Raw genomic sequence first — 23,638 nt, 5'->3', positions numbered from 1 at the left:
CATTCCCCCTTAATGCCGTGGATTGAGGATATCGCGCAGCGCATCCCCAACCAGATTGATCGCCACAATCAGCAGCAGCAGCGTCAGCCCCGGAAAGAAACTGATCCAGTAGTCGCCCGACATCAGATATTCAAAACCGTTTGAGATCAATAAACCCAGCGAGGGTTCGGTTACCGGCAAGCCGATGCCCAGAAAAGAGAGCGTCGCCTCCAGCATAATGGCGTAGGCGATGCGCATCGTCGCCACCACAATCAGCGGCGCCAGACAATTCGGCAAAATATGGCGGAACAAGATCCGTCGATTGGATAAAGCCATGCTGCGCGCCGCATCCACGTAGCTGCGGCGCCGTTCGACCAGCGCCGATCCCCGAATGGTGCGCGCGTAGTAAGCCCATTGAGTCACCACCAGCGCCAGAATAATTTTATCGACGCCTTGCCCCAGCACCGCCAGCAAAATCAACGCAATCAGGATCGGCGGGAAACTGAGCTGAATATCGACGATACGCATAATCACCGCATCCGTTTTGCCGCCGGCATAGGCGCTAATCAGTCCCAGCGACGCGCCAATCAGCAGCGCCAGCGCCGCGCTGGAAAAACCGACCGTCAAGCTGATCCGCGTGCCGTAAAGAATGGCGCTGAGCAGGTCTCGCCCCTGATCGTCGGTACCCAGCCAATAGGTCGCGCCGCCGAGACTGTCGGAGCCGGGCGGCAACCGCCCGTCCATAATATCGAGCTGCATCAGATCGTAAGGATTTTGCGGCGAGAGAAGCGGGGCAAACAGCGCCAACAGGATAAAGACGGCCAGTATAATCAGGCCGCACAGCGCCAGCCTGTTTTTGAGCAGCGCGATCAGCGCCAGCATGAAGGCGGAATGGTTCCGCTCCCGCCCTGCCGCGCGCTGATGTACCGTATTGGCGGACATCAGTGATTCCCTCCCAGCCGAACCCTGGGATCGACCAGCACATACAGCAGGTCGACCAGCAGGTTAATGACGCTGAACATCACCACGGTAATCATCAGATAAGCGAGGATCACCGGCCTGTCCAGCACGGCTATCGAATCGATAATCAGCTTGCCCATGCCGGGCCAGGCGTAAATGGTTTCCGTAACCACGGCAAACGCGATAAGCGAGCCCAGTTCCAGACCGATCACGGTAATCAGCGGGATCAGGGTATTGCGCAGCACATGCACCAGCACAATGCGGGTTTCCGATAGCCCTTTGGCGCGGGCGAACTGCACATAATCCTGTTGCAGACACTCGATCACGCCCGCCCGCATTAAACGAATAATCAATGAGGTTTTAAACAGCGCCAGATTGAACGCGGGCAAGATCAGGTGTTCAAGGCCGTCTTTGGTTAAGAAGCTGAAGGGAATACCGAATAAATCGCTGGTTTGGCCGCGCCCCGACGCCGGCAATAGCCCCAGCTTGACGCTGAACAACATGATCATGACCAGACCAATCCAGAAGGTCGGCAAACTAAAGCCGAAGATGGAAAACGTCATGATTGACTTTGCTACCGCGCTGTCCGGCCGCAGGCCGGCATAGATCCCCAGCGGAATACCCAGCGCCAGCGCGATGACGAACGCCGTCATCGCCAGTTCCAGCGTGGCGGGCATACGCTGAAAAATCAACGTCAGCGCCGGCTGGTTAAAGATAAAGGATTTCCCCATGTCGCCCTGCAAGGCATTCAGCACGAATAATCCGTACTGCTCCCAGACCGGCTTATCCAAACCGAAAGACTGGATCACCGCCAGTCTTTCGGCGGGCGTCGCCGTCGCCCCCAGCAACATATCCACCGGATTGCCCACCAGATAAACCCCGACGAACACCAGCACCGACATAACGATCAGCGTCAATAGCGTCTGTCCGACACGGCTTAGCAGGTAGGCAATCATCAACTGTCCTCAGAACCATAGCGGCTCAGGTAGTCGGCAAGCAACGACAGGAAACCCTGCTCGTCGATATCCCGCATCACCAGCGCGTTGGCGGGCTGGGCGAGCTTATGATAAAAATCGGCGAACACATAACCCGCCGTAGGTCCGGACACTTCCACCCCGACGGCGGCGGCGACGCCGTTAAACAATGTCGGCCTGAGCAGCCACGCCACCACGGTGGCGTCGTGAACGGGGCCGCCCTCCCGCCCGAAACGCGCCACCTCATTGCGATCGAAGCGGCGTAACAGCGCCGCCAGCGCCACGCCTGGCGCGCCGCCGCGACGCGCCAGGTCATCAACCTGTTGCCGCTGAATCAACGCCTGAAAGGTCATATCCAGCGGCATAATCACCACGGGAACGCCGGCGGAAAAAACGATCGCCGCCGCATGGGGATCGGCATAAACGTTAAAGTCCGCCCAGGGTACGCGATTTCCCAATGCGCTAAAGGCGCCGCTCATGGTCACAATCTGTTTGATGCCACGGGCGACATCGGGGTGATGACGCAGCGCCAAAGCCAGGTTGGTCAACGGCCCCAGCGCGCACAGAGTGATGGGATTGTTGTCCGCCGCGGCCTGACGCGCCGTGCGCACCAGAAAATCGACCGCATGCTCCTGCTCCGGGCGGAAAGATGAATCCGGCACCAGTTCAGATGAGAATGCCCCGATATGCGCGTATTTTCCGTAGACCTGCTCGCGCACCAGCGGCCCGGCCGCGCCGGCGAAAACCGGCACGTCGCGTCTGCCGGTCAGCCCGACCACCTTGCAGGCGTTAACCAGCGTATCTTCAAGCGGTACGTTACCCGCCACGACCGTGATGCCGAGGATGTCCAGCTCCGGCGCCGCCATCGCCAGCCAGATGGCGATGGCATCATCCACACCGGGATCGGTATCGATAATAATGCGTTCTCTGACCATATCAGGCTTGCCCTTGATAGCGATTCAGACGTTCGGCAAACAGTTCGAAAACCCGTTCGGCATCCACTTTCGTCACCACATCCACATTGGGCTGCCCGTCGGTCTTGCCATACCAGTCGGCGACGGTCTGCCCCAGGCAAAGCTCGCTTTCATGCTCAATGTAAACCCGCGCTTTTTCGCTGTTGAAACAGTCCGGCGCCAGTAACCAGGCGATAACCAACGGATCGTGCAACGGCCCGCCGCGCGAACCGTAACGGCGAATATCGTTACGATCCCAGAACGCCATCATCTCCCCCAGCGGCGCGGAAATCCGCCCGGAAAGCGCGATAAAGCGCGCAACATGTTCCGGCGTCAGGATCACCTGGTGAGAAGCATCCAACGGCAGCGCGACAATGGGGATGGATGAAGAAAACACCACATGCGCCGCGTGAGGGTCGGCCAGCATATTGAATTCTGACGTCAGACTGCGATTGCCGGCTTCCCGGTAAGCCCCGCCCATCATCACGATGCGCGCGATGCCGCCGGCAATCGCCGGTTTCATAATCAACGCCGTCGCCAGATTGGTTAACGGCCCCAGCGTACACAGGGTGAGCGGCCTGCCGGCGGCGGCGGCTTTTTCGCATTGCTCAATGATAAAGCTCACCGCATGCTGAGACTCGGCCTGCTTCCGCGGCTCGGGCAAGACCGTGTTCCCCAGGCCGCTTTTGCCGTGAAACTGCCCGTGAATAGGATCGCGGAAAAGAGGGCGATGACAGCCCGCATAAACGGGAATGTCCGTCCGCCGACCCAGTTCGCTAATCTGCAAGGCGTTGCGCACCGTGCGCTCCAGCGGTTGATTGCCGCATACCGCGCAAATGCCGAGAATATCCAGCTCTGGCGAAACAAAGGCGCTCAACAGCGCGATGGCGTCATCAATGCCCGGATCGCAATCAATAATAATCGGTACGGCACGCATTCGGCGCTCTTTCTCTTTTTCAGACTTCATTACGCATTATAAAGCATCGACGGAGGCCAGAACGTCGGCGATCTCCCGGCGCGCCCGCTCGTCCAGCGCCGTCTGCGGCGGCAACGGATCGCCCACATCGAATCCCTGCAATTGCAGCGCCGCTTTAATACAGCCGGCAATGGAATACCGGGCGAAGATTTCATTGATGCGCCACAACGGACGCTGGAGAGCCATCGCCGTTACCCAGTCGCCCGAGCGGGCGGCCTCGTACAGGGCGATGCTCTGTTTGGGAACAATACAGGCCGGGCCGGCCATCCAGCCGACGCCGCCAATCAGCATCACGCAGGCGGGAATATGAGCAGAGGCGGAGAAAACCTCCATCCGGCCGCGGGTACGTTCAATGATGGACAGTAAACGTCCGGTATTGGTGGAAGCGTCTTTGATATAGCGGATGTTATCGACATGGCTCAGCCGTTCAATCACCGGCAGGCTAAGATCGGAGCGCTGAAACTGGGGATTGGTGTAGAGCACCACCGGTTTGTTGTGCGCCGCGTCCGCAACGGCGCGGAAGTAACTTTCCACGCCGCTGTCCTGGAGCGGAAAATAGGCTTCCAGTACCGCGAGAATGCCGTCGGCGCCCAGCTCGCAATAGCGCCGGGTCTGTTCTTGCGCGTCCCGAATCGTCGTCGAAGCGACGCCGGCGATCACCGGCACGCGGCCGCGGGCGGCGTCGATCACCGTTCTGACCACCTCTTCCCGCTGCGCGGCGGAAAGATAGGCGAACTCGCCGGTGCTGCCCAGCGGCACCAGGCCGTGAACGCCGCAGCCGATAAGATGTTCCGTCAGCCGGGTCAATACCGCCCGGTCAACCTGACCGTCGGGCTTGACCGGCGATACCAGATAGGGAAAAACGCCGCTGAATGCGCTCATGCCGATCCTCTTTAGCCGTTAGTGAACGGAGCGAACAAAATAGGGCAGCGTGTAGGCGTCGGAGCGACCCACGTAGGTGTACTGCTTTTTCATCGCCCAGGTGTTGGACAGGAACATCACCGGAATCACGCCCTGATCGTTCATACCGATATTCATCGCCTCAGCCAAGAGCGCTTCCCGCCGCGCGCTATCCAAGGTCGTGCGAGCTTCCAGCAGCGCTTTATCGAATGCGGGATTGGAATAACGACCGCGGTTGCCCTGCCCGCCATTGGGACCGAAGGTCTCCAGCAACGGCCCCAGCACGCCGGACGCTTCCCCGGTTTCGATGGCGGCGCCGCCCATGATCAAACTGAACTCAAGGCGGGCCGCGCGCGAAAAGTACACACTGCCCGGCATCGTCACAACGTCGGTTTTTATGCCGATGCGGGTAAACATCTGACCGATGGCCTGCGCGATTTTCGCGTCATTGGGATAACGATCGTTTGAAGCATGGAACGTCAGCGTAAAGCCGTCGGGATAACCCGCCGCCGCCAATTGCTGCCTGGCTTTATCCGGGTTGTAAACCGGCGCCGGAATGGAAGCGGAATAGCCGAAATACCCTTTAGGCACCAACTGGGAAGCCGGGGTGGCCTGTCCGTCCATAACACGGTCGACGATAGCCTGACGATTAAGCGCTAAAGACATCGCCTGGCGGACTTCTTTTTTTAATAATGGATTTTTGCCATCAGGACCTTTGGCGAACGGCGATACGTCGCGTTGTTGGTCCATATGCAGATAAATAATACGGTTCCCTGGTGTTGAAATCGTATGTAACTGGCTATTTTTTAGAATATTACGGCTGTCGGCCGTAGGAACGCTTTCGATCATGTCCACATCGCCGGATAAAAGAGCGGCTACGCGGGCGCTGCTGTTTTTAAATACGCGAACGGTAACCTTGTCCCATTCGGCTTTTCCTCCCCAGTAATCGTCGTTACGCGCCAGAACCACCCGGTCATCAGGCACCCAGGAAACAAATTTGAAAGGTCCGGTTCCAATCACGTCTTTCCCGGCGTTCAGCGTTTCCGTCGGCACCGTTTCAACACGGGCTGGCAAAATAGAAACCCGGCTTAAGTTATTCAACAGCAAGGGGGCGGGCGCTTTGGTGGTGATGCGCACCGTTAACGGGTCGATCGCCTCGACATCGGCAATGTCGTTGACGTAAGGCGCGTAAGAGCTCGGGCTGTTTTTTGATGCCAGCGCGACGCGTTTGATACTGGCAATGACATCATTAGCGGTAAAATCACTGCCGTCATGAAACTTCACGCCTGGCCGTAATGAAAACTCCCAGGTTTTATCGTCAATAATCTTCCACGATACGGCCAAAGCAGGAGAAATTTGTTGCTTTTCATCCTGAGAAACTAAACCGTCAAAAATATTACGCGCCATTGCGCTATTTTGTCCGCCTACATAAAACTGAGGATCCATTGACGTGGTGGATGTCGCCAAACCAATATTCAAATCGGCGCTAAAAACCAAAGGTGAAGTTGAAAATAAAAACGCGAAAAATAATACCTTTGTTGCTTGTTTCATTCACCACCCCCGCTATTCCATGGCAGATATATGTCGTAGATAAAATATTATATTTCTGGAGTCTATGCGTTAGACTAAACAAATAAAAATTACATTTTGTGTTGAATTGATAACCAAATATTATGTTTCGGAGTGGACAATATGCGTATCAATCCCCGTCAGGTTGAAGCTTTTCACAAAGTCATTCTTACCGGCGGGATCACGGCTGCCGCCAACATGATGCACATTACCCAACCAGCGGTAAGCCGGCTAATTCGGGATTTTGAAGACGCCCTGCACCTGAAACTGTTCGACCGGGACGGGCGGGGCCTTATTCCCCGCGCCGAAGCGATGAAGCTATACCGGGAAGTAAATCGCCTTTATCTGGGGTTGGATCACATCGCCCTTATTGCCGATGAAATCCGTCACGCCAAAGGCAGCGTGCTGCGTATTGCCTCGGTCCAGGCGTTATCGCAGCTCTGTTCGGAAGACATGCTCCCCGCCTTAATCAAGGAATATGCGGATATCTCTTTGTTTTTAGATATAGAAAGTACAAGCCACATCACCGAGGCCATTACGGCTAACCACTACGACGTAGGCTTTATCTTTGGACAGATGGGCAACAAAGGTCTGGAGGCCGAAGCGCTAGGTGAAGCCAGCGCCGTAGCCGTACTGTCGATGGCGCATCCTCTGGCGAAAGCGAAGCAGATTACCATTGCCGACTTAACCCGTTACCGCGCCATTCTGCCGGGCAGAACCACGCCGTTACGGGCGCAAATCGATATGTCGATCAGAAACGAAATCGGCTATTTGCATAATCCGATTGAAACCTCGATGGCCAACAGCTGCGCGCTGGCGGCAAAGAATATCGGTATCGGCGTCGTGGACTTTATTTCAGCATTGAATAGTTCCTCGCCGGTTATTGTTAAACCTTTTCATCCCAATATAAAAATGGCGTACTGCGCGGTTTATCCGCCGCAAATTCCCAGAAGCCGGTTAGTCAATCACGTTACCGAGGTGATGAAAGAAAAAATAGCGGACTGTTTACGTTAAAATAAATTAGGACGCTACTTATATTCATCTTAATTATTTATAATTGCTATTATTGAATAATGAATGACGAAATATACCGACTGGAAATAACCATACGTTGTGGCGTCGGGAGAGTTTTTTTTCTAGCGCGATTTTCCCGTTGCCAGCCAGCGGGCGCAATCTTCGCCCAGTTCTTTCACTGCCCGCCGTTGGTATTGCTCACTGAGTTCAGTCGGGAGAACGTCCTGCCAACGCGCGTTTTTCCCTTTACTGAAAAAGGCCTTGCCCCCTTCCTTCCATAGACCCGTACCCAGAGGAACGTATCTGGCGGCATGCGTTTTCATATAATCGAAACTGCAATGGCGTATTATCGCTTCCCACTGCGATTCATCAATGGGTGTATCGAGAAACTTCGCGATCCGTCGAATTTCACCGGGCATATCCTCAATCAGATTCGCAAAATGAACGATGAGCACATTCGGCAAATGGCGTATTGACCACCACGAACGAATGCCCTCCCAAAACGGCCAGAACGGGTGGCCGTCCTGATTAAGCCAGTCGGTAAAATAATCGACGATCAATGCCTGGGGCGGAGCCATCACCCTCAGGCGTCCTGGCTTCTCCCCGTTGGCGTTCAGCTCTGTCTGCGTTTCTTGCCTAAGGGCTGACTGATGATCATAGAGGCTCCAGACGATATCGCGACCATCACGACATATGTAAATGTACTTTGCCCGCGGGGAAAATACGAGCGACCCCACCGGCAGGTGCGTTTTTAGAAAACGACGGTGGGTTTGGGATTCAACCAGGTTTAACTTGGTTGCCTTATCGGGATAAACGGAATCAAGCCAGGGGGATATCTTCGATATTTCGACGTCTTCCTTTCCGTTGAAAATAAGTTGAGCGACAATTTGCTGCACGAGCGTTGTACCCGCCTTGGCATAACTCGCAATGACGACATCGTCATCACGATACACAAAATCATTCCATATCGTCGAATCGAAAAAACGGTTTTCGTATTCCCCCGTTTTAACGGGAAAACGGATCTCATTCATGTTCAGCTCCTTTTGACTGATGACATTCTCGGCGCTACCGACATTCGTACCCCCAAAGGGCGTAATACCAAGGCCGGATAGGGTTGAACCGTTGTGTCCGACGTTAACCGTATATCGAATCCGTGAACAATCGATGCGACGATCGTGATCATTTGCGTCATCGTCAGGTAATTGCCGATACATTTACGCGCGCCGCCGCCAAATGGAAAGTACGCGTATTTGGGTAACGTCGCGGCAAAATTGTCCGTCAGCCACCGTTCGGGACAGTACTCATCAGGACGCGCGAAATAACGCGGATCACGGTGCGTAACCCACTGACTGACAGTCAGAGTCACACCGGCCGAAGCCTGATAGCCGCCGAAAGTACAATCGCGAACCACGGTTCGCCCGGTCATCCATGCTGGCGGATATAAGCGCAACGCTTCTTTAACCGCCGCTTCCGTATACCGCAGCGTTAAAATATTATCGGCCGATATGCCGCCCTGCCCGCCGATAACGGCCTCGGCTTCGTCAAATAATTTTTGGCTAACCTCGGGGTGAAGAGCCAACAGATAGCATGTCCAGGTTAACGCATCCGCCATTGGTTCAAGACCAGACATGATCATGGTGGCCAATTCGTCACGTATCCATGCTGAATTCCCGCTTTCATCTTCCTCCAGCAGCATGCCCAGCAGGCAAGTCTGACTGGTTATCGTGCATCGATATCGTTCGATAATACGGCTCATTACCTGATCCAGGTCGCGGCGCGCCTGACGCAAACGAAGGTTATTTCTCGTGGGAATAAAAAGCGGGAAGCGAATTTGGTTGCGCGTCAGCGCCATCACGACTTCCACCATGTGCGCTATTTGCCGCATTTCATCATTATTGACCGCCATCCCGAAAAGGAACCGGCTACCGACTTCCATAGACAATTGCGCCATCTCTTGGCGGATATCGCGTACAGAAGGGTTACGGCGCCAGGCGTGGAGAAATCGAGTGGCGATGGATGCGGTCTGCGCTATATTTTCACGGATCAGCGTCTTATGAAAGGCCGGTTGCAGCTTACGCCGCTTGATTTGCCAGTCGGCCCCGGAACTGTTCATTACCGCATCGGGGAAAGCAGAATGATTTTTTCGCTCGACGCCTGGGACGACTTTCTCGAATAGCCCGTTTTTGTCGTGAAAGACCTGCTCGATAAGTTCCGGGTGGTTAACCAGATAGGTAAACTTGGCGATACGAACGACATCCCCGTACTCGCGTGAACACATCAACAGGAAATCCAACGGATTGTTGGAAAAAACAGCCAGGTTACCGGTAAAAAATTTGCCTCTCGGCCCGGGAGGGACATTGTTGCCGTTATCCATAACTCATCGTTCTCCTTTAATAATCCGGCGGTTATTCCTCCGGAATAGGATGCTTCTCTTCCTTCTGATAAAATAAAGGGGAGTCAAAACTCCCCTTATATGATGAGTAAACCGTTAATACGTATAGATGTAACCTAACTTCTGACCACGAATAACGCGTGAAAAATTTGCCAACGCACAAATTATTCCCTTCATTATAATCTCCTTTCGTTAAATTAAGTCGGCTACTTTGTGTCCATATTCGGCACAAAATTTAAGCTATCAAATCATCGTTTCCCGATCAACCCCAATAGCAGAAATCAACCTAGTTGCCGCCCATAGCGACATCGGGTCACCCGTGCTTATAAACGGAGATTTGACTCGGGCTTTGCGAGGTAAACGGTTCCCGGCGCCAGTTGCTCCAGCGTGCGTGCAGTTTCAGCCCGGCGATCCGAGCCATCAGATCCAATTCAGACGGCCATACATACCTAAGTTTATGGGAATATACCTGTGTTCCCGTTTCGTTCAGTACGATAACTCGCTGGTCGATGACCTGCCGCTCCAGGTTGGTTTTTGAACCAAGCAACATCACAGTCTCGGCATCGTCCGTCGACGGAACGTCAAACAGATCGTCAATACTGCCTGCGCCGTTAAATATTGAGCTTTTCGGTATCACCGTTTGAATGACGAACGAGCCATCCTCGGTTAACTTCTTGCTCGCATTGATAAAACAGCCCAGTTGCTCTTCTTGGGTAAGTAAGTAGCCAAATGACAGCACCACGTAAATCAGGCCGAACGGTCCGTCGACAGGAACATCGGCAAAATTTGCGCAAACGGTGGAAATACGATCGCCCCCTGGTTTTGCGCGCAGTTTATCGAGCATTTTGATCGAATTATCCACGCCGGAAACGTGCAACCCTTTCAGAGATAAAGGTAAGGCGATTCTGCCGGTGCCAACGCCCAGTTCAAGCACTGGCTGGTCGTTAGCCAATTCTGCGAGCGTGTCGACGCAATACGCTTTAGCATTGGCTGGCCACCGGTCGTGCCAGGAATCATAGAACTCGGCAAACGAATCGTAACGGGTTTTCGCGCTATCTTGCATGAAGGCCGCCTTAGTCTTTATGGTTTAAAACGCAGTGACCGCTATTCCGCGCCGAGATTCTCTCGGCATAATATGCTGGATATCGGCGCAGCCACCGGATGCACACCATCCTACTTTACCTGGTCGGTTCGAATAAGAAGAGGCTCAGGCGTTGAGAACAAACTTCTCAATCGCGTAAGCCACGCCATCCTCCGCGTTGGTTTTGGTGATGAACTGGCTGGCCTCTTTCACTTTATCAATGGCATTACCCATCGCGACGCCGGTCCCGGCATAGTTAATCATCGCCAGATCGTTTTCCTGATCGCCCATCGTCATGATGCTTTCACGGGGAATATGCAGATGTTCGGCCAGCATTTTTACGCCCTCGCCTTTGTTGACCCGCTTATCCAGAATTTCCAGATAAAACTCGGCGCTCTTCATCAGGGTGTAATGCTCGAACGCTTCCGGGGGGATCTGGGCGATCGCCCGATCCAGCACCGGCGGCTCATCGATCATCATCAACTTCGGAAACCTCAGGTTGCGATCCATCTCTTCCACCGCGCGATACTTCAACGGCATGCCGGTCAGGTTCGACTCATGAACGGTATAGGCGCTGATATCCTTATTGGCGGTATAGACGAAATTGAAGTCCAACGCGTGGAAATGCACGTTGAGCTTGCGCGCCAGCGCCTCGAAGTAGAGATAGTCGTCAAAGCTGAGCGTGGTTTGCGCCACGCACTCGCCGTCGGCGGCGCGTTGCACCAGCGCGCCGTTGTTCGTGATGCAGTAACACCCCTCCTGCCGTAAATCCAGCTCGGCCAGGTAAGGGGCCACGCCAATAAACGGGCGGCCGGTAGCCAACACCACCTGGACGCCTTTTGCCCGGGCGGCGGCAATAGCGGATTTTACCGCAGGCGAAATTTGGTTCTGGGGCGTCAGCAGCGTCCCATCCATATCAATAGCGATTAGTTTAATAGACATAGTTTTTCCAGCAGCAGATGACTGCTTTTATGCTAACGCGATTCAGCTATGAAAGCCCGTGAAATGCAACGTGCTGAAGCCTATTGGGCAACACCGGCAAAGCCATTAACCGCCGCCTGAGCGGCTTCGCCCTTACCCGCTGTCCCTTATCCACAAAGCAGGCAATCTTTAAAGACCCTATGCATTCTGTCCTTCGACTTATTCTTGGTTTTTTTGCTTTTGATTCGGGGGGAAAATTATGCAGAGGAATGGGAGGACGCCCGAATGCGGCGTGATTTACCGTACCTTGAAATATATTTGCTTTCTCATTCCATAAAAGCGGTCTGCGCCGCCCGTGCGCTGGCGCAGAACGTCCAGGTGTTCAGACTCGCCTGATCCCGCGTCAACGCAGGCCGGCGATCGCTGCCGGCCTCTATCCCGTTGCAATCATCCGCCGGCAGGGATAACCGGCGGCGATAAAAAGATTGAACGCTAATAATATGAACATTATGGTACTCTTATGCCTGAGCTGCCTCAGGAACGACGCCTGCTTGCTGCGCAAGCCTTTCACGAGAAGACAGACTCGTCAATCCACCACCGCCTGCTGACGACAAACAATGAAACGAATCAAGCTGCCCCTGCTGGCTCAAATTTCCGTTGCCCACCTGATGAGCCATTTTCACATGATGGTGCTGCCCGCCCTTATCCCGCTGCTCTCCGAACAGCGGGATATCAGCTTCGTCGAACTGGGTTTCGCGCTAAGCGTGTTCAACATTGTCTCCGCCTGCGTACAAACGCCCATCGGTTTTATGGTTGACCGCATTGGCGCCCGCCGCACCCTGACCGCCGGACTGACGCTCGGCAGTCTGTGCTTTTTGTCCCTGAGCTTTTCAAGCAGCTACGTCTGGCTGGTGGCGGCGATGGCGCTGGCCGGGGTGGCGAATGCGGTCTATCATCCCGCCGATTACGCGCTGTTGTCGCGTGGAATCGATGAAAAACGCATGGGACGGGCGTTCTCGATTCATACCTTCTCCGGCTTCTTCGGTACCGCCATCGCCCCTGGGATCTTGCTGGCGGTCGCCGCTTTCGCGGGGACCGACAGCGCATTTATCGTGGCCGGCGCGCTCGGGCTGCTGACGGTTCCCCTGCTGTTAACCGGGCGCGACCAACCGCTCCCGCGTCACACCGGCGCACAGGCCGGCGCGCAATCAGGCAAACAACGCCGCGTCGCGGTTTTTACCCTGCCCATCATGGCGCTGTTGGCGCTATTCCTGCTGCTGAACCTGAGTACCTCGTCGATCCAAAACTTTTCGGTGACGGCGTTTGTGACGGGTTATGACCTGCCGTTGTCGCAGGCCAATATCGTGCTGACATCCTTTCTGTTTTCCAGCGCCTTCGGCGTACTGGCAGGCGGCGCGCTGGCGGACAAGACCCGGCGTCATGGGCTGGTGGCGACCGCGGCATTAGCGATAACCGCGGGATTAATCACCCTGGTCGCCCTCTACCCGCTGCCGGTTGCGGTATTGATTCCACTGCTGGCAGCCGCCGGCTTTCTGTCCGGCATGATTGCGCCTTCGCGCGACATGCTGGTGCGGGCGGCCTCTCCCGCCGGCGCCGAAGGGCGCGTGTTCGGCATTGTCTCCACCGGCTTTAATATCGGCGGCGCGGCAGGCCCGGTGCTGTTCGGTTGGTTACTGGACCACGGCCATCCGCAGGCCATTTTCTGGTCGGCGGTGATTTTTATGCTGATCACCGCGCTGATCACTCTGCGACAGGAACTGCGCAGCGGCAAGCAGCGGGCTATCTCGGCGGCATAACCCTCGTCTGACCGGTATCAGACTTTCATCTCCGGCAGCCCGGTAAAGCTCAGGGACGATTTTCTGACGATAAGTTCGGGGGGAATGATGATTTTCACCGGCTCGCCGTGCAGGTTTTCGATTCTGCGCATCATTTGTCCGGCGGCCGCCACGCCCCAGCGATCGTGCGACACCGAAACCGTCGTCAGCCCCGGCTCCGCCGTTTCCGTCTCGCGCACGTTGTCAAAACCGACAATCGCCATATGCTCGCCGGGAATTCGCCCCATAAGCCGCAGGCCGATGGTCACGCCCAGCGCGATAACGTCGTTATGGCAGAAACAGGCCGTGGGAGGCCGCTCCAGCTCCAGCGCCTTGCGGATTGCCTGAATACCGCCTTCGCGATTCAGCGGCGACGGGATGATCAGCTGCGGATCAACGTCTAGTCCCAGCTCGCGCATCGCGCTACAGTAGCCTTGCAGACGCTCCCGGTAAGCCGTATTGCCAGGCGGCGTTCCGCCGATATAGGCAATCCGCCGATGTCCCTGTTCCGCCAGATGACGTATCGCCAGTTGCGAACCGAGGCGATAGTCCGTGCCGACATAATCGGTTTCGATCCCCTCCACCTCCCGGCCGATAAGCAGCGCCGGTATGCGCAGCGTACGCAGTTTATCGAACAGGGAAGGCGGCGTGCCGAGCACCGGCGTCAGGAAAATACCGCACACGCGGTTCTCCAGCATGGTTTCCAGTACGCGGGTCTGTTTCTCCAGAGACTCGGAAGAGATGCCCAGCAGAAAAGTGTGCTGCCGTTCGTAAAGCATATCGCCGAGTTTGGTTATCATTTGATGATAAAAGGGATTTTCTATATCGGTAATGATAATGCCCAGCGAGGAAGAACTTTGCCGACGAAAACTGGCCGCCATCCTGTCGTACACATAGCCAAGCCTGGCGATCGACTCCATGACTTTTTTGTGCGTGCTGGGCTTGATGGCGTTGCTTCCCCGAACCACCAGCGACGCCGTCGCTCTGGAAACTCCCGCATCATTCGCCACATCCTGAAGCGTCACCCGATTGCCGCGCGCAGCCATGTCACCTTATCTCCCTTCGTTTTCATTGGAACCTGCCGGTTAAACTGAATATTTATCATTAGTTAATGAATAAATCGCATAAGAAAAGCCCTATTAATAACATTATCGACAATATAATATCCTGCTAATAATAAACACGCTAAATGCATCGCTGAATTTATTATTTTCTGGTCGCGGAGAGAAGCGACATTTTTTTCCGCAAAAATTAGATCGATATAATTTTTGCGTAAAGTTTATAACATAAATTTCCGGCTGCTAAAAAAATCATTTTTTTCATTAGGTTAACAAGAAAGGCTTGCCATGATTGAAATCAGGAATCTGTATAAGTCTTACCAGGACAAGCCCGTTCTTTGCGGCATCAACGTCACTATCGCCGATGGGGACATTTACGGCCTGGTTGGCGCCAGCGGCGCCGGAAAATCGACGTTACTGCGCTGCGTTAATGGATTGGAAAGTTTCGAGCGCGGTACGCTGCTGGTGAACGGAACCGATATCAGCCAATTGCGCGGCGGCGAGCTGCGCAAATTTCGCAGCGGCATTGGAATGATTTTTCAGCAATTTTCCCTGCTGGAACGAAAAACGGTTTATGAAAATATCCTGTTTCCCATGAAGTGCTTCCACTATAAAAAAGCGGACGCCGATGCGCGCGTTCATGAGTTGCTGCAACTGGTGGAGCTGACCGATAAGACTCACGCCCGCCCCGACCAGCTTTCCGGCGGGCAGAAACAGCGCGTCGCCATCGCCAGAGCGCTGGCGATGAACCCCGACATCCTGCTGTGCGACGAAGCCACCAGCGCGCTCGACCCTAACATCACCAAGTCAATCCTGGCGCTGTTGAAAAAAATCAACCAGGAGCTGGGTATCACCATCATCGTCGTCACCCACCAGATGGAAGTGGTGAAGCAAATCTGCAACAACATTTCCATTTTGAGCAAAGGGGAACTGAAGGCCTCCGGCTCGGTGCAGGATATTTTCCTTAAGCGCGCGGCGGCGCTGGATGAGCTGCTCGGCATACGCGCATTGGACGCCGATCACAACAAAGCGCTGATTGAAATCGTCCAGCGTCCGGACCGAACCGGCCTGTTGGCCGACTTCGCCCTGGCGACCGGCATTCGGTTTGAAGTCCTGTGGGGCGGCCTGGATCGCTATGCCGACAATATTGCCGGAACATTCACGGTCGCGATGGACAGGCGAGACTTCGCCAACGCCCAGACCTATCTGGATGCGATCGGCGCAGAATGGAGAAGCCTGTAATGTATCAATATGATTTTCAAACCATACTCGATCGCATCATTCTTCCCGGTTTGCTGGATACGCTGATCATGCTCGGCGGCACGGTGGTGAGCTGCACCTTTTTCGGTTTTGTGCTGGCGCTCATTCTGGTCACCACCGACGTTAAAGGATTGCGGCCCAACCGGGCGGCTTATGAAACCATCAGCGCCATCATCAACGTACTGCGTTCGGTACCCTTCATCATTCTGATCATTACCCTCATCCCGCTGACGCGATTTATGGTGGGGACCACCATCGGCACCACGGCGGCGATTTTCTCCATCACCATCGTCGGCTCCCCGCTGCTCGCCCGGCTGCTGGAAGGCTGTTTCAAAGAGGTCAATCCCAGCCTGATAGAGGCGGCCAAATCGTTCGGCGCATCCGACGGGCAGATCACCTTTCACGTCATTGTCAGCGAGTCGATCCCCTCGGTGGTCTCTCATCTGACCCTGGGATACGTTTCGCTGCTCGGCTTCACGGCGATGGCCGGTACGGTCGGCGCCGGCGGGCTTGGCGCGGTGGCGTTGACCTACGGCTATCAGAACTTCAACGACACCATTATGTACAGCACGGTGATTATCCTGATCGTCATCGTCCAGTTCATTCAGTTCAGCGGCAATCTTCTCTATCGAAAACTCAAGTAATCACCTGAAAACGAGGTATGCAGATATGAAAAAAACGCTTTTGCTCGTCCTCTCCCTGGCTTCCGCGCTCACCTCGCCGGTCTTCGCCAGCCAGCCGCAACACGCCGGGAAACCGCAAAAAATCGTCATCGGCGTCATCGCCCGCGAACAACCCGATATCGACTACGTCGCGCAGAAACTGAAACCCGCGGGGTATGACATCAGGGTGCAGGTGTTCAATGACAATATCGCGCTGAACCACGCCACCGCGGACGGCAGCATCGACGCCAACTATTTCCAAAATGAAAAGTATTTGAACAGCTTTAATCAAAGCAACGGCACCCGGCTGGTCGCCTACGGCCCCAATATCTACACCACGCCCGTCGTTTTTGTGTCCAAAAAGCATAAAGACGTCAACGCGTTTCCCGACGGCGCCAAAATCGGCATCGCCAACGACTCCGCCAACCGCGCCCGCGAACTGGAGCTGCTGGCGGCCAACGGCTTGATCAAGCTACGCCCCGGCGTCGAACTGCCGACGCTGCTGGATATCACCGAAAACCCCAAAAATCTTAAATTCATCGAGATCGACCCGCGCAGCCGGGTAGGCGCGTTCGCCGATCTGGATGCGATGACGGCGCCGTCCATCACCGTATACCAGATGGCCGATCCCGACGTCACCATCGAAACGGCGCTGTTTGAGGAAACGCCGGACGTGTACAAGCAGTACGGCGGCGTGCTGCTGGCCATTCCCGAAGGGTCGGCGGAAAAGAACAAACCCTGGCTGGATAGCGTGGTTGAAGTGCTCTCCTCCAAAGAATATGCGGAATGGCTGCTGAAGACTTATCACGGCGTCAAAAAACCCTACAACCTGTAATCAGTATTAAGGAGATTTCATTATGGCAACGGTAATCGTATACGCCAGCACGCCCTTCAGCGAGAGCGACAAGCAACGGTTTATTGACGAAATCGGTCAGGCCGTCACCTCATCGTTCCGGCTGCCGCCGGCATTCAAAACCATCTTGCTGCATGAACTGCCGCGCACAAACAGTACGCCCAAAGAGGACGAAGAGATCACTTTCTTTGTCTATACCGCGCCCGGTAAGCCGCTTGAAACCAAGAGAGCGCTGGTCGGCAATATCCAACTGGCGGCCGAACGTATTTTGACGGGCGTTAAGGTCAAGACCATCGTGATCATCAAAGAGCATGCCGATGAAAACGTGGGCGTCGGCGGCAAGCTGCGGCTGGACCAGAACCAGGGGTGAGAACGACGCCATGAAAACGATGCAAATCGGCAACAGCGGTATCGAGGCGTCGGTGCTGACGCTCGGCGCATTCGGTATGGGAGGCGGTTTTCAGTTTCCGGATACGGACGATGCGGAGTCCATTCGGGCCATTCACGCCGCGCTGGACGCCGGCGTCAATTGTATCGACACCGCGCCGGTGTATGGGTTCGGACACAGCGAGGAGATCATCGGGCGAGCGATCAAAGGGCGCAGAGACCGCGTCGTCCTTTCCACCAAATGCGGTTTGTGGTGGGACGACGATGAGGGCAGCTATCGCTTTACCTGGGAGGGAAAGCGCGTCAAGCGCAACCTCAGCCCCCGCACCATCAGGATCGAAGTGGAACAAAGCCTGAAGCGCCTGGCTACCGACTATATCGATATTTACTATACTCATAACCCTGCGATGCCGCCGTTTCTCACCCCGATAGAGGAAACCATCGACGTGCTGATGCAGTTGAAGCAAGAGGGGAAAATCAGAGCGATTGGCGCATCGAACTGCGAGCCGCACCATATTCAAAGTTATATCGAACATGGGGAGATCGCGATTGTGCAGAAAAAGTACAACATGCTGTTCCGGGAAGCGGAAAACGACATCCTGCCGCTGTGCCGGGATAACGGCATCAGCTTTCATGCCTATACGCCCCTGGCGCAGGGACTGCTCAGCGGCCGTATCGGCGAGGACCACATCCTGCCGCCCGACGATGTACGCCGCAATAACCCCTGGTGGCAAGGCGAAACCTTCCGCAAGGCGCTGGCCTTTAGCCGTGAACTGGGCGAAATCGCACGGCAGTACGGCGTCTCGACCAGTTCGCTGGCCATCGCCTATCTGCGCGCCCGGCATCAGCACGTCAACGTGATTCTGGGGATCAGGAAAGCGCGGCATCTGCATGAAAATCTGGCCGGCGCCGATCTGGCCCTCGGCGAGGAGACGCTCGCCGTCATCGATAACCGCCTTGAGCGGCTTCATCGCGAGGCGGCGGAAACAAGAGGCTGACGACAAAGCGATTCATGGCGGCTCAACGGTCTGAGCCGGCCATGTTGATTTCCTCCCCGGCAACGGGGAGGTCGCCGATCAGATATCGATATTCATCGCTTTCAACGCGTTCTCTTCGATAAACGCGCGGCGCGGTTCCACCGCATCGCCCATCAGGGTGGTAAACAGCTCGTCGGCCGCAATGGCGTCTTTCACCGTAACGCGCAGCATGCGGCGGCTGGTGGGATCCATGGTGGTTTCCCACAGCTGTTCCGGGTTCATTTCGCCCAGACCTTTGTAGCGTTGGATCGCCAGACCGCGACGGGATTCTTTTACCAGCCATTCCAGCGCCTGCTCGAAACTGGCGACCGGTTGACGGCGCTCGCCGCGTTCAATGTAGGCGTCTTCTTCAATCAGATCGCGCAGTTTTTCACCCAACTGATTGATTTTACGATACTCACCGCCGGTAACGAAGGCGTAGTCCAACGGATAGTCCGTATCGACGCCGTGGGTGCGCACACGCAGAACCGGTTCAAAAATCTGCCGTTCCTGATTATCGTTAATCACAAAGCTGTAGGCGCTGCCGTGCTGTTCCTGGTTATTCAAACGCGTGACCAGCGTTTCAATCCACTGCTGAACGTGCTCGCGATCGCTTAAATCCGCTTCGGCCAGCGTCGGCTGATAGATTAAACTGTTCAGCAATGCCCGCGGGAAACGACGCTCCATACGCCCGATGGTTTTCTGTACCGCGTAATGCTCGGCCACCAGTTTTTCCAGCGGCTCGCCCGCCATCGCCGGCGCAGCGGCGTTGGTGTGCAGCGTCGCCCCGTCCAGCGCCAGCATAATCTGGTACTGATCCATGGCGTCATCATCTTTGATGTACTGCTCCTGCTTGCCTTTTTTCACCTTGTACAGCGGCGGCTGCGCGATATAAACGTGTCCGCGCTCGACGATTTCCGGCATCTGACGGTAGAAGAACGTCAGCAGCAGGGTACGAATGTGCGAACCATCGACGTCGGCATCGGTCATGATGATGATGTTGTGATAACGCAGCTTGTCCGGGTTGTACTCATCGCGGCCGATACCGCAGCCCAGCGCGGTGATCAGCGTCGCCACTTCCTGGGAAGAGAGCATTTTGTCGAAGCGCGCTTTCTCGACGTTAAGGATCTTGCCTTTCAGCGGCAGAATCGCCTGATTCTTGCGGTTACGCCCCTGTTTGGCGGAGCCGCCCGCCGAGTCCCCTTCCACCAGGTACAGTTCGGACAGCGCCGGATCGCGCTCCTGACAGTCCGCCAGCTTGCCCGGCAGACCGGCCAGATCGAGCGCGCCTTTACGGCGGGTCATATCGCGCGCCTTACGGGCGGCTTCACGCGCGCGCGCGGCGTCAATGATTTTACCCACCACGATTTTGGCGTCCGACGGATTTTCCATCAGGTAATCCACCAGCTTCTCGTTCATCAGCGATTCAACGGCGGTTTTCACCTCCGACGACACCAGCTTGTCTTTGGTCTGCGAGGAGAATTTCGGATCGGGTACTTTAACGGAAACCACGGCAATCAGCCCTTCACGCGCATCATCGCCGGTGGCGCTGATTTTGGCTTTCTTGCTGTAGCCCTCTTTATCCATATAGGTGTTCAGGGTACGGGTCATGGCGGCGCGGAAGCCGGCCAGGTGCGTACCGCCGTCGCGCTGCGGGATGTTGTTGGTAAAACAGTAAATATTTTCCTGGAAACCGTCGTTCCACTGCAACGCCACCTCAACGCCGATATCGTCTTTCACGGTGGAGAAATAGAACACCGTCGGGTGAATCGGCGTCTTGTTTCTGTTGAGGTAATCAACAAACGCCTTGATGCCGCCTTCATAGTGGAAGTGATCGGACTTATCTTTTTCACGCTCATCGATCAGGCGGATAGAAACGCCGGAGTTCAGGAATGACAGCTCACGCAGACGCTTGGCAAGAATTTCATACTCAAACTCCACCACATTGGTGAATGTCTCGTGGCTTGGCCAGAAACGCACGGTGGTACCGGTTCTTTCGGTTTCGCCCGTCACCGCCAGCGGCGCCTGCGCCACGCCGTGGCGATAGGTTTGCTGATGCACCTTGCCTTCGCGGCTAATCACCAACTCCAGCTTTTCCGACAGGGCGTTAACCACCGAAACCCCCACGCCATGCAGGCCGCCGGAAACTTTATACGAGTTGTCATCAAATTTGCCGCCGGCATGCAGCACCGTCATGATCACTTCCGCCGCGGAGATCCCTTCTTCTTCATGCAGACCGGTGGGAATGCCGCGACCGTCATCCTGTACCGAGACTGAGTTATCAGCATGGATAGTGATGACAATGTCTTTACAATAGCCAGCGAGCGCTTCGTCGATAGCGTTGTCCACAACCTCGAATACCATGTGATGCAGACCGGTACCATCATCCGTATCACCGATGTACATACCTGGGCGTTTACGTACCGCATCCAGCCCTTTCAATACCTTGATACTTGAGGAGTCATAAGAATTCGACATCAACGTTTCTCGCTCATTTTAGTCCTGTGATTGAACCGTTATTTTACCCTGTTCCACGCGGAACATCTTGCCATTTTCACCAATCATGTCGGCTATCTGCTCAGCGCCGATGGCGCTGACAAAAACCTGCGCATGGGTTGCTTTTAACCGTTCAGCCAGCAAACGGCGGCGGGTACTATCCAGTTCGGAAGCAAAATCATCGATCAGATACAGACAGCGCAGTCCGTTCTGACGGGTGAGAAACTCACCCTGGGCCAGCCTTAAAGCGCACATCAGCAGCTTTAGCTGACCACGGGACAGCATATCCTCGACCGCCACGCCGCTGGCGCGGATACGAAAGTCGGCTTTATGCGGCCCCAGCGACGTATACCCCAGCATACGGTCGCGTTCAAACTGCCGTTCCAGTAGTTCGGCATAATCGCTTTCTTTATCCCAGCCGCGCTGAAAAGCGAAGCTAAGAGAAAATTCCGGCAAAAATTGGCGGCAGGTGGCGGAAATATCCTCGGCGATCGCCGCGCTGTATTGCGCCCGCCACTCACTGATGCGTTCAGCCAACGGCACCAGCTCCTGGTCCCAGGCTCGCAGTTGCCCGTACTGACTCACCTGCCGCAGCGCCGCATTGCGCTGACGCAGCAGGCGCTTCATATTGCTCCAGGCGGAGAAAAAACCGGGTTCGTTATGGAAACACCCCCAGTCGAGAAAGGCGCGGCGATATTTCGGCCCGCCGTTCAGCAACGTAAATCCTTCGGGAGTGATCAGTTGGATCGGCAACAGTTGCGCCAGTTCGGCCACCCTATGGCCGTCGCTGCCGTCGATGCGTACTTTGCTGTCGCCCTGGCGATTTTTACTCAGGCCGATCGAACGTTCTCGTTCGACGCCGTCGATGCGGCCGTGCAGGACAAATTCCGGCTGGTCGTGACGAATCACGCGGCCGGCCTGCACGCTGCGAAACGCCCGCCCGTGCCCGAGCGTGTAAATCGCTTCCAGCACGCTGGTTTTGCCGCTGCCGTTCGCTCCGATCAGAAAATTAAAGCCGGGCGCCAGCGCCAAATCAGCCGCTTCAATATTGCGGAAATCTTTAATAAGAAGACGAGTAAGCGCCATGCGACTATTTCTTGCGATCTAAAATCGTTATCGGCACAGACAGATTGGGCGCGGATGGTCGTCCGGCCCAACGAGCGCACGCAGCAAGCAGCCGGAGCGTACTCGACATGCGTGAGGATGGTGAATGCGCCCCGTCCCGGCAAGTAAATTCGCCCGCCATAGACTAGAGACGCATCGGCATGACGACATAGGCGGCCGCCCGGCTAAGACTATCCTCGATCTGCACGCTGGAAACCGAGTCGGTCAGCAGTAAACGGACATCCTCGCATTTCAGCGCATTCAGCACGTCCAGCACGTAACTGACGTTGAAACCGATCTCCATTTCGGTGCCGTCGTACTGGACATCCAGAATTTCCTCCGCCTCTTCCTGTTCAGGGTTATTGGCGGTGATCTTCAATTGATTCTGGATCAGGTGCAAACGCACGCCGCGGAATTTTTCATTCGACAGAATCGCCGCGCGGGAGAACGCCTGCTTGAGTAAATCACAGCTGGCTTCCAGCGTTTTATCCGGGTTTTTCGGCAATACGCGACGATAATCAGGGAAACGGCCGTCGACCAGCTTGGAAGTAAAGATAAAATCGCCGACGTGGGCGCGGATATTGTTGCTGCCGATTTGCAATTGCAGCGGCGTCTCGCCGCCGTCCAGCAAACGCACCAGCTCCATCACGCCTTTACGCGGCACGATCACCGAATGCGACGGCAGCGTCTGCCCCACCGGCATGGCGCATACCGCCAGACGGTGACCATCGGTCGCCACCGTGCGCAGTTCCTCGCCTTCGGTTTCAAACAGCATGCCGTTGAGGTAATAACGCACGTCCTGATGCGCCATCGAAAACTGCGTGGCTTCAATCAAACGCTTCAGCGTCGCCTGCGGCAGCGAGAATTCAACGTCGCTCTGCCAGTCGTCCAGATTGGGAAAATCGGCGGCCGGCAGGGTCGACAGCGAAAAACGGCTGCGGCCGGAGCGCACCAGCATGCGATCGCCATCCAGCATGATGGTGATTTCCGCGCCATCCGGCAAACCACGGCAGATATCAAACAGTTTACGCGCCGGCACCGTGGTGGCGCCCGGCTCATGCGGTTGCGTCAACGCCACTTTGGCGACCATCTCCATTTCGAGATCGGTGCCGGTAAGCGATAGCGCCCCTTCGGTCACCTGCAACAGCAGGTTGCCAAGAATGGGTAAGGTTGGTCGGCCGCCGAGCGGGCTGCTGACCTGTTGCAGCGGTTTTAACAGATGTTCGCGTTCGACAATGAATTTCATAG

The 23,638-nt window shown here is 55.5% G+C and carries 21 protein-coding genes; 7 read left to right on the top strand and 14 right to left on the bottom strand.

Features of this window, described 5'->3' with window-relative positions:
* Positions 1-9: 9 nt before the first annotated feature.
* The 6 genes from ABRZ28_RS14105 to ABRZ28_RS14080 are packed head-to-tail and all read right to left on the bottom strand — an operon-like array spanning position 10 to position 6,293.
* Positions 10-921 (bottom strand): ABC transporter permease, encoded by a 912-nt coding sequence (locus ABRZ28_RS14105; protein ID WP_330520594.1) that lies wholly within the window; start codon positions 919-921, stop codon positions 10-12.
* The gene (locus ABRZ28_RS14100; protein WP_319605023.1) at positions 921-1,895 is read right to left on the bottom strand and encodes an ABC transporter permease; all 975 of its coding nucleotides are present in this window, start codon (positions 1,893-1,895) and stop codon (positions 921-923) included. The genes ABRZ28_RS14105 and ABRZ28_RS14100 overlap by 1 nt, the downstream gene beginning before the upstream one ends.
* The gene (locus tag ABRZ28_RS14095; RefSeq protein WP_330520592.1) at positions 1,895-2,848 is read right to left on the bottom strand and encodes a nucleoside hydrolase; all 954 of its coding nucleotides are present in this window, start codon (positions 2,846-2,848) and stop codon (positions 1,895-1,897) included. Before ABRZ28_RS14095 ends, ABRZ28_RS14100 begins: the two co-directional genes overlap by 1 nt.
* A gap of 1 nt (position 2,849) precedes the next feature.
* Positions 2,850-3,803 carry a nucleoside hydrolase gene (locus ABRZ28_RS14090; protein WP_330520591.1) on the bottom strand — a complete coding sequence of 318 codons (954 nt, stop codon included), beginning with the start codon at positions 3,801-3,803 and terminating at the stop codon, positions 2,850-2,852.
* Between the two features lie 36 nt (positions 3,804-3,839).
* Positions 3,840-4,724: a dihydrodipicolinate synthase family protein gene (locus ABRZ28_RS14085; RefSeq protein ID WP_330520589.1), complete on the bottom strand. Its 885-nt coding sequence runs from the start codon at positions 4,722-4,724 to the stop codon at positions 3,840-3,842.
* Positions 4,725-4,742: 18 nt separating this feature from the next.
* Positions 4,743-6,293, bottom strand: a complete 1,551-nt coding sequence (locus ABRZ28_RS14080) for an ABC transporter substrate-binding protein (RefSeq protein WP_330520588.1) — start codon at positions 6,291-6,293, stop codon at positions 4,743-4,745.
* Between the two features lie 141 nt (positions 6,294-6,434).
* On the opposite strand from ABRZ28_RS14080, the gene ABRZ28_RS14075 reads away from it, so the two are divergent.
* Positions 6,435-7,325: a LysR family transcriptional regulator gene (locus ABRZ28_RS14075; protein ID WP_330520587.1), complete on the top strand. Its 891-nt coding sequence runs from the start codon at positions 6,435-6,437 to the stop codon at positions 7,323-7,325.
* 122 nt (positions 7,326-7,447) lie between these two features.
* Here the strand turns inward: ABRZ28_RS14075 and ABRZ28_RS14070 are convergent, their stop codons facing one another.
* From ABRZ28_RS14070 to yidA, 4 genes are all read right to left on the bottom strand, one after another.
* Entirely contained in the window at positions 7,448-8,356 is a 909-nt protein-coding gene (locus tag ABRZ28_RS14070) for a sulfotransferase domain-containing protein (RefSeq protein WP_330520586.1), read from the bottom strand.
* A 2-nt stretch (positions 8,357-8,358) separates the two neighbouring features.
* A complete protein-coding gene (locus ABRZ28_RS14065; RefSeq protein WP_330520585.1) occupies positions 8,359-9,699 on the bottom strand; it encodes a cytochrome P450 in 1,341 nt (446 codons plus the stop codon).
* A 331-nt stretch (positions 9,700-10,030) separates the two neighbouring features.
* Positions 10,031-10,780 carry a class I SAM-dependent DNA methyltransferase gene (locus ABRZ28_RS14060; RefSeq protein ID WP_319605015.1) on the bottom strand — a complete coding sequence of 250 codons (750 nt, stop codon included), beginning with the start codon at positions 10,778-10,780 and terminating at the stop codon, positions 10,031-10,033.
* A gap of 144 nt (positions 10,781-10,924) precedes the next feature.
* Positions 10,925-11,740: a sugar-phosphatase gene (gene yidA, locus ABRZ28_RS14055; protein ID WP_319605014.1), complete on the bottom strand. Its 816-nt coding sequence runs from the start codon at positions 11,738-11,740 to the stop codon at positions 10,925-10,927.
* A 596-nt stretch (positions 11,741-12,336) separates the two neighbouring features.
* Here yidA and ABRZ28_RS14050 point away from each other — a divergent pair.
* Positions 12,337-13,536 carry an MFS transporter gene (locus ABRZ28_RS14050; RefSeq protein ID WP_330520584.1) on the top strand — a complete coding sequence of 400 codons (1,200 nt, stop codon included), beginning with the start codon at positions 12,337-12,339 and terminating at the stop codon, positions 13,534-13,536.
* Between the two features lie 17 nt (positions 13,537-13,553).
* Here ABRZ28_RS14050 and ABRZ28_RS14045 read toward each other — a convergent pair whose 3' ends face one another.
* Positions 13,554-14,600 (bottom strand): LacI family DNA-binding transcriptional regulator, encoded by a 1,047-nt coding sequence (locus ABRZ28_RS14045; RefSeq protein ID WP_330520583.1) that lies wholly within the window; start codon positions 14,598-14,600, stop codon positions 13,554-13,556.
* Between the two features lie 300 nt (positions 14,601-14,900).
* Here ABRZ28_RS14045 and ABRZ28_RS14040 point away from each other — a divergent pair, with 300 nt between their 5' ends.
* From ABRZ28_RS14040 to ABRZ28_RS14020, 5 genes are read left to right on the top strand one after another with little or no spacing between them, the layout of a single operon-like run.
* Positions 14,901-15,854 (top strand): methionine ABC transporter ATP-binding protein, encoded by a 954-nt coding sequence (locus ABRZ28_RS14040; RefSeq protein WP_330520582.1) that lies wholly within the window; start codon positions 14,901-14,903, stop codon positions 15,852-15,854.
* Positions 15,854-16,516: a methionine ABC transporter permease gene (locus tag ABRZ28_RS14035; protein WP_319605010.1), complete on the top strand. Its 663-nt coding sequence runs from the start codon at positions 15,854-15,856 to the stop codon at positions 16,514-16,516. Before ABRZ28_RS14040 ends, ABRZ28_RS14035 begins: the two co-directional genes overlap by 1 nt.
* A 25-nt stretch (positions 16,517-16,541) precedes the next feature.
* Positions 16,542-17,369: a MetQ/NlpA family ABC transporter substrate-binding protein gene (locus ABRZ28_RS14030; protein ID WP_330520581.1), complete on the top strand. Its 828-nt coding sequence runs from the start codon at positions 16,542-16,544 to the stop codon at positions 17,367-17,369.
* A gap of 22 nt (positions 17,370-17,391) precedes the next feature.
* Positions 17,392-17,757 (top strand): tautomerase family protein, encoded by a 366-nt coding sequence (locus ABRZ28_RS14025; RefSeq protein WP_319605008.1) that lies wholly within the window; start codon positions 17,392-17,394, stop codon positions 17,755-17,757.
* 10 nt (positions 17,758-17,767) lie between these two features.
* Positions 17,768-18,772 (top strand): aldo/keto reductase, encoded by a 1,005-nt coding sequence (locus ABRZ28_RS14020; protein WP_330520580.1) that lies wholly within the window; start codon positions 17,768-17,770, stop codon positions 18,770-18,772.
* Positions 18,773-18,850: 78 nt separating this feature from the next.
* Here ABRZ28_RS14020 and gyrB read toward each other — a convergent pair whose 3' ends face one another.
* From gyrB to dnaN, 3 genes are all read right to left on the bottom strand, one after another.
* Positions 18,851-21,268, bottom strand: a complete 2,418-nt coding sequence (gyrB, locus tag ABRZ28_RS14015; protein WP_330520579.1) for a DNA topoisomerase (ATP-hydrolyzing) subunit B — start codon at positions 21,266-21,268, stop codon at positions 18,851-18,853.
* An 18-nt stretch (positions 21,269-21,286) separates the two neighbouring features.
* Positions 21,287-22,372, bottom strand: a complete 1,086-nt coding sequence (recF, locus tag ABRZ28_RS14010; protein ID WP_330520578.1) for a DNA replication/repair protein RecF — start codon at positions 22,370-22,372, stop codon at positions 21,287-21,289.
* Between the two features lie 163 nt (positions 22,373-22,535).
* Complete coding sequence (gene dnaN / locus ABRZ28_RS14005) at positions 22,536-23,636, bottom strand: DNA polymerase III subunit beta (RefSeq protein WP_319605004.1); 1,101 nt, start codon at positions 23,634-23,636, stop codon at positions 22,536-22,538.
* Positions 23,637-23,638: the final 2 nt, after the last annotated feature.

The organism is Brenneria sp. g21c3, assembly GCF_040240345.1.
GTDB lineage: Bacteria > Pseudomonadota > Gammaproteobacteria > Enterobacterales > Enterobacteriaceae > Brenneria.
Note: the sequence above shows the minus strand (reverse complement) of the source record. Positions and strands in the feature narration are given on the sequence as shown.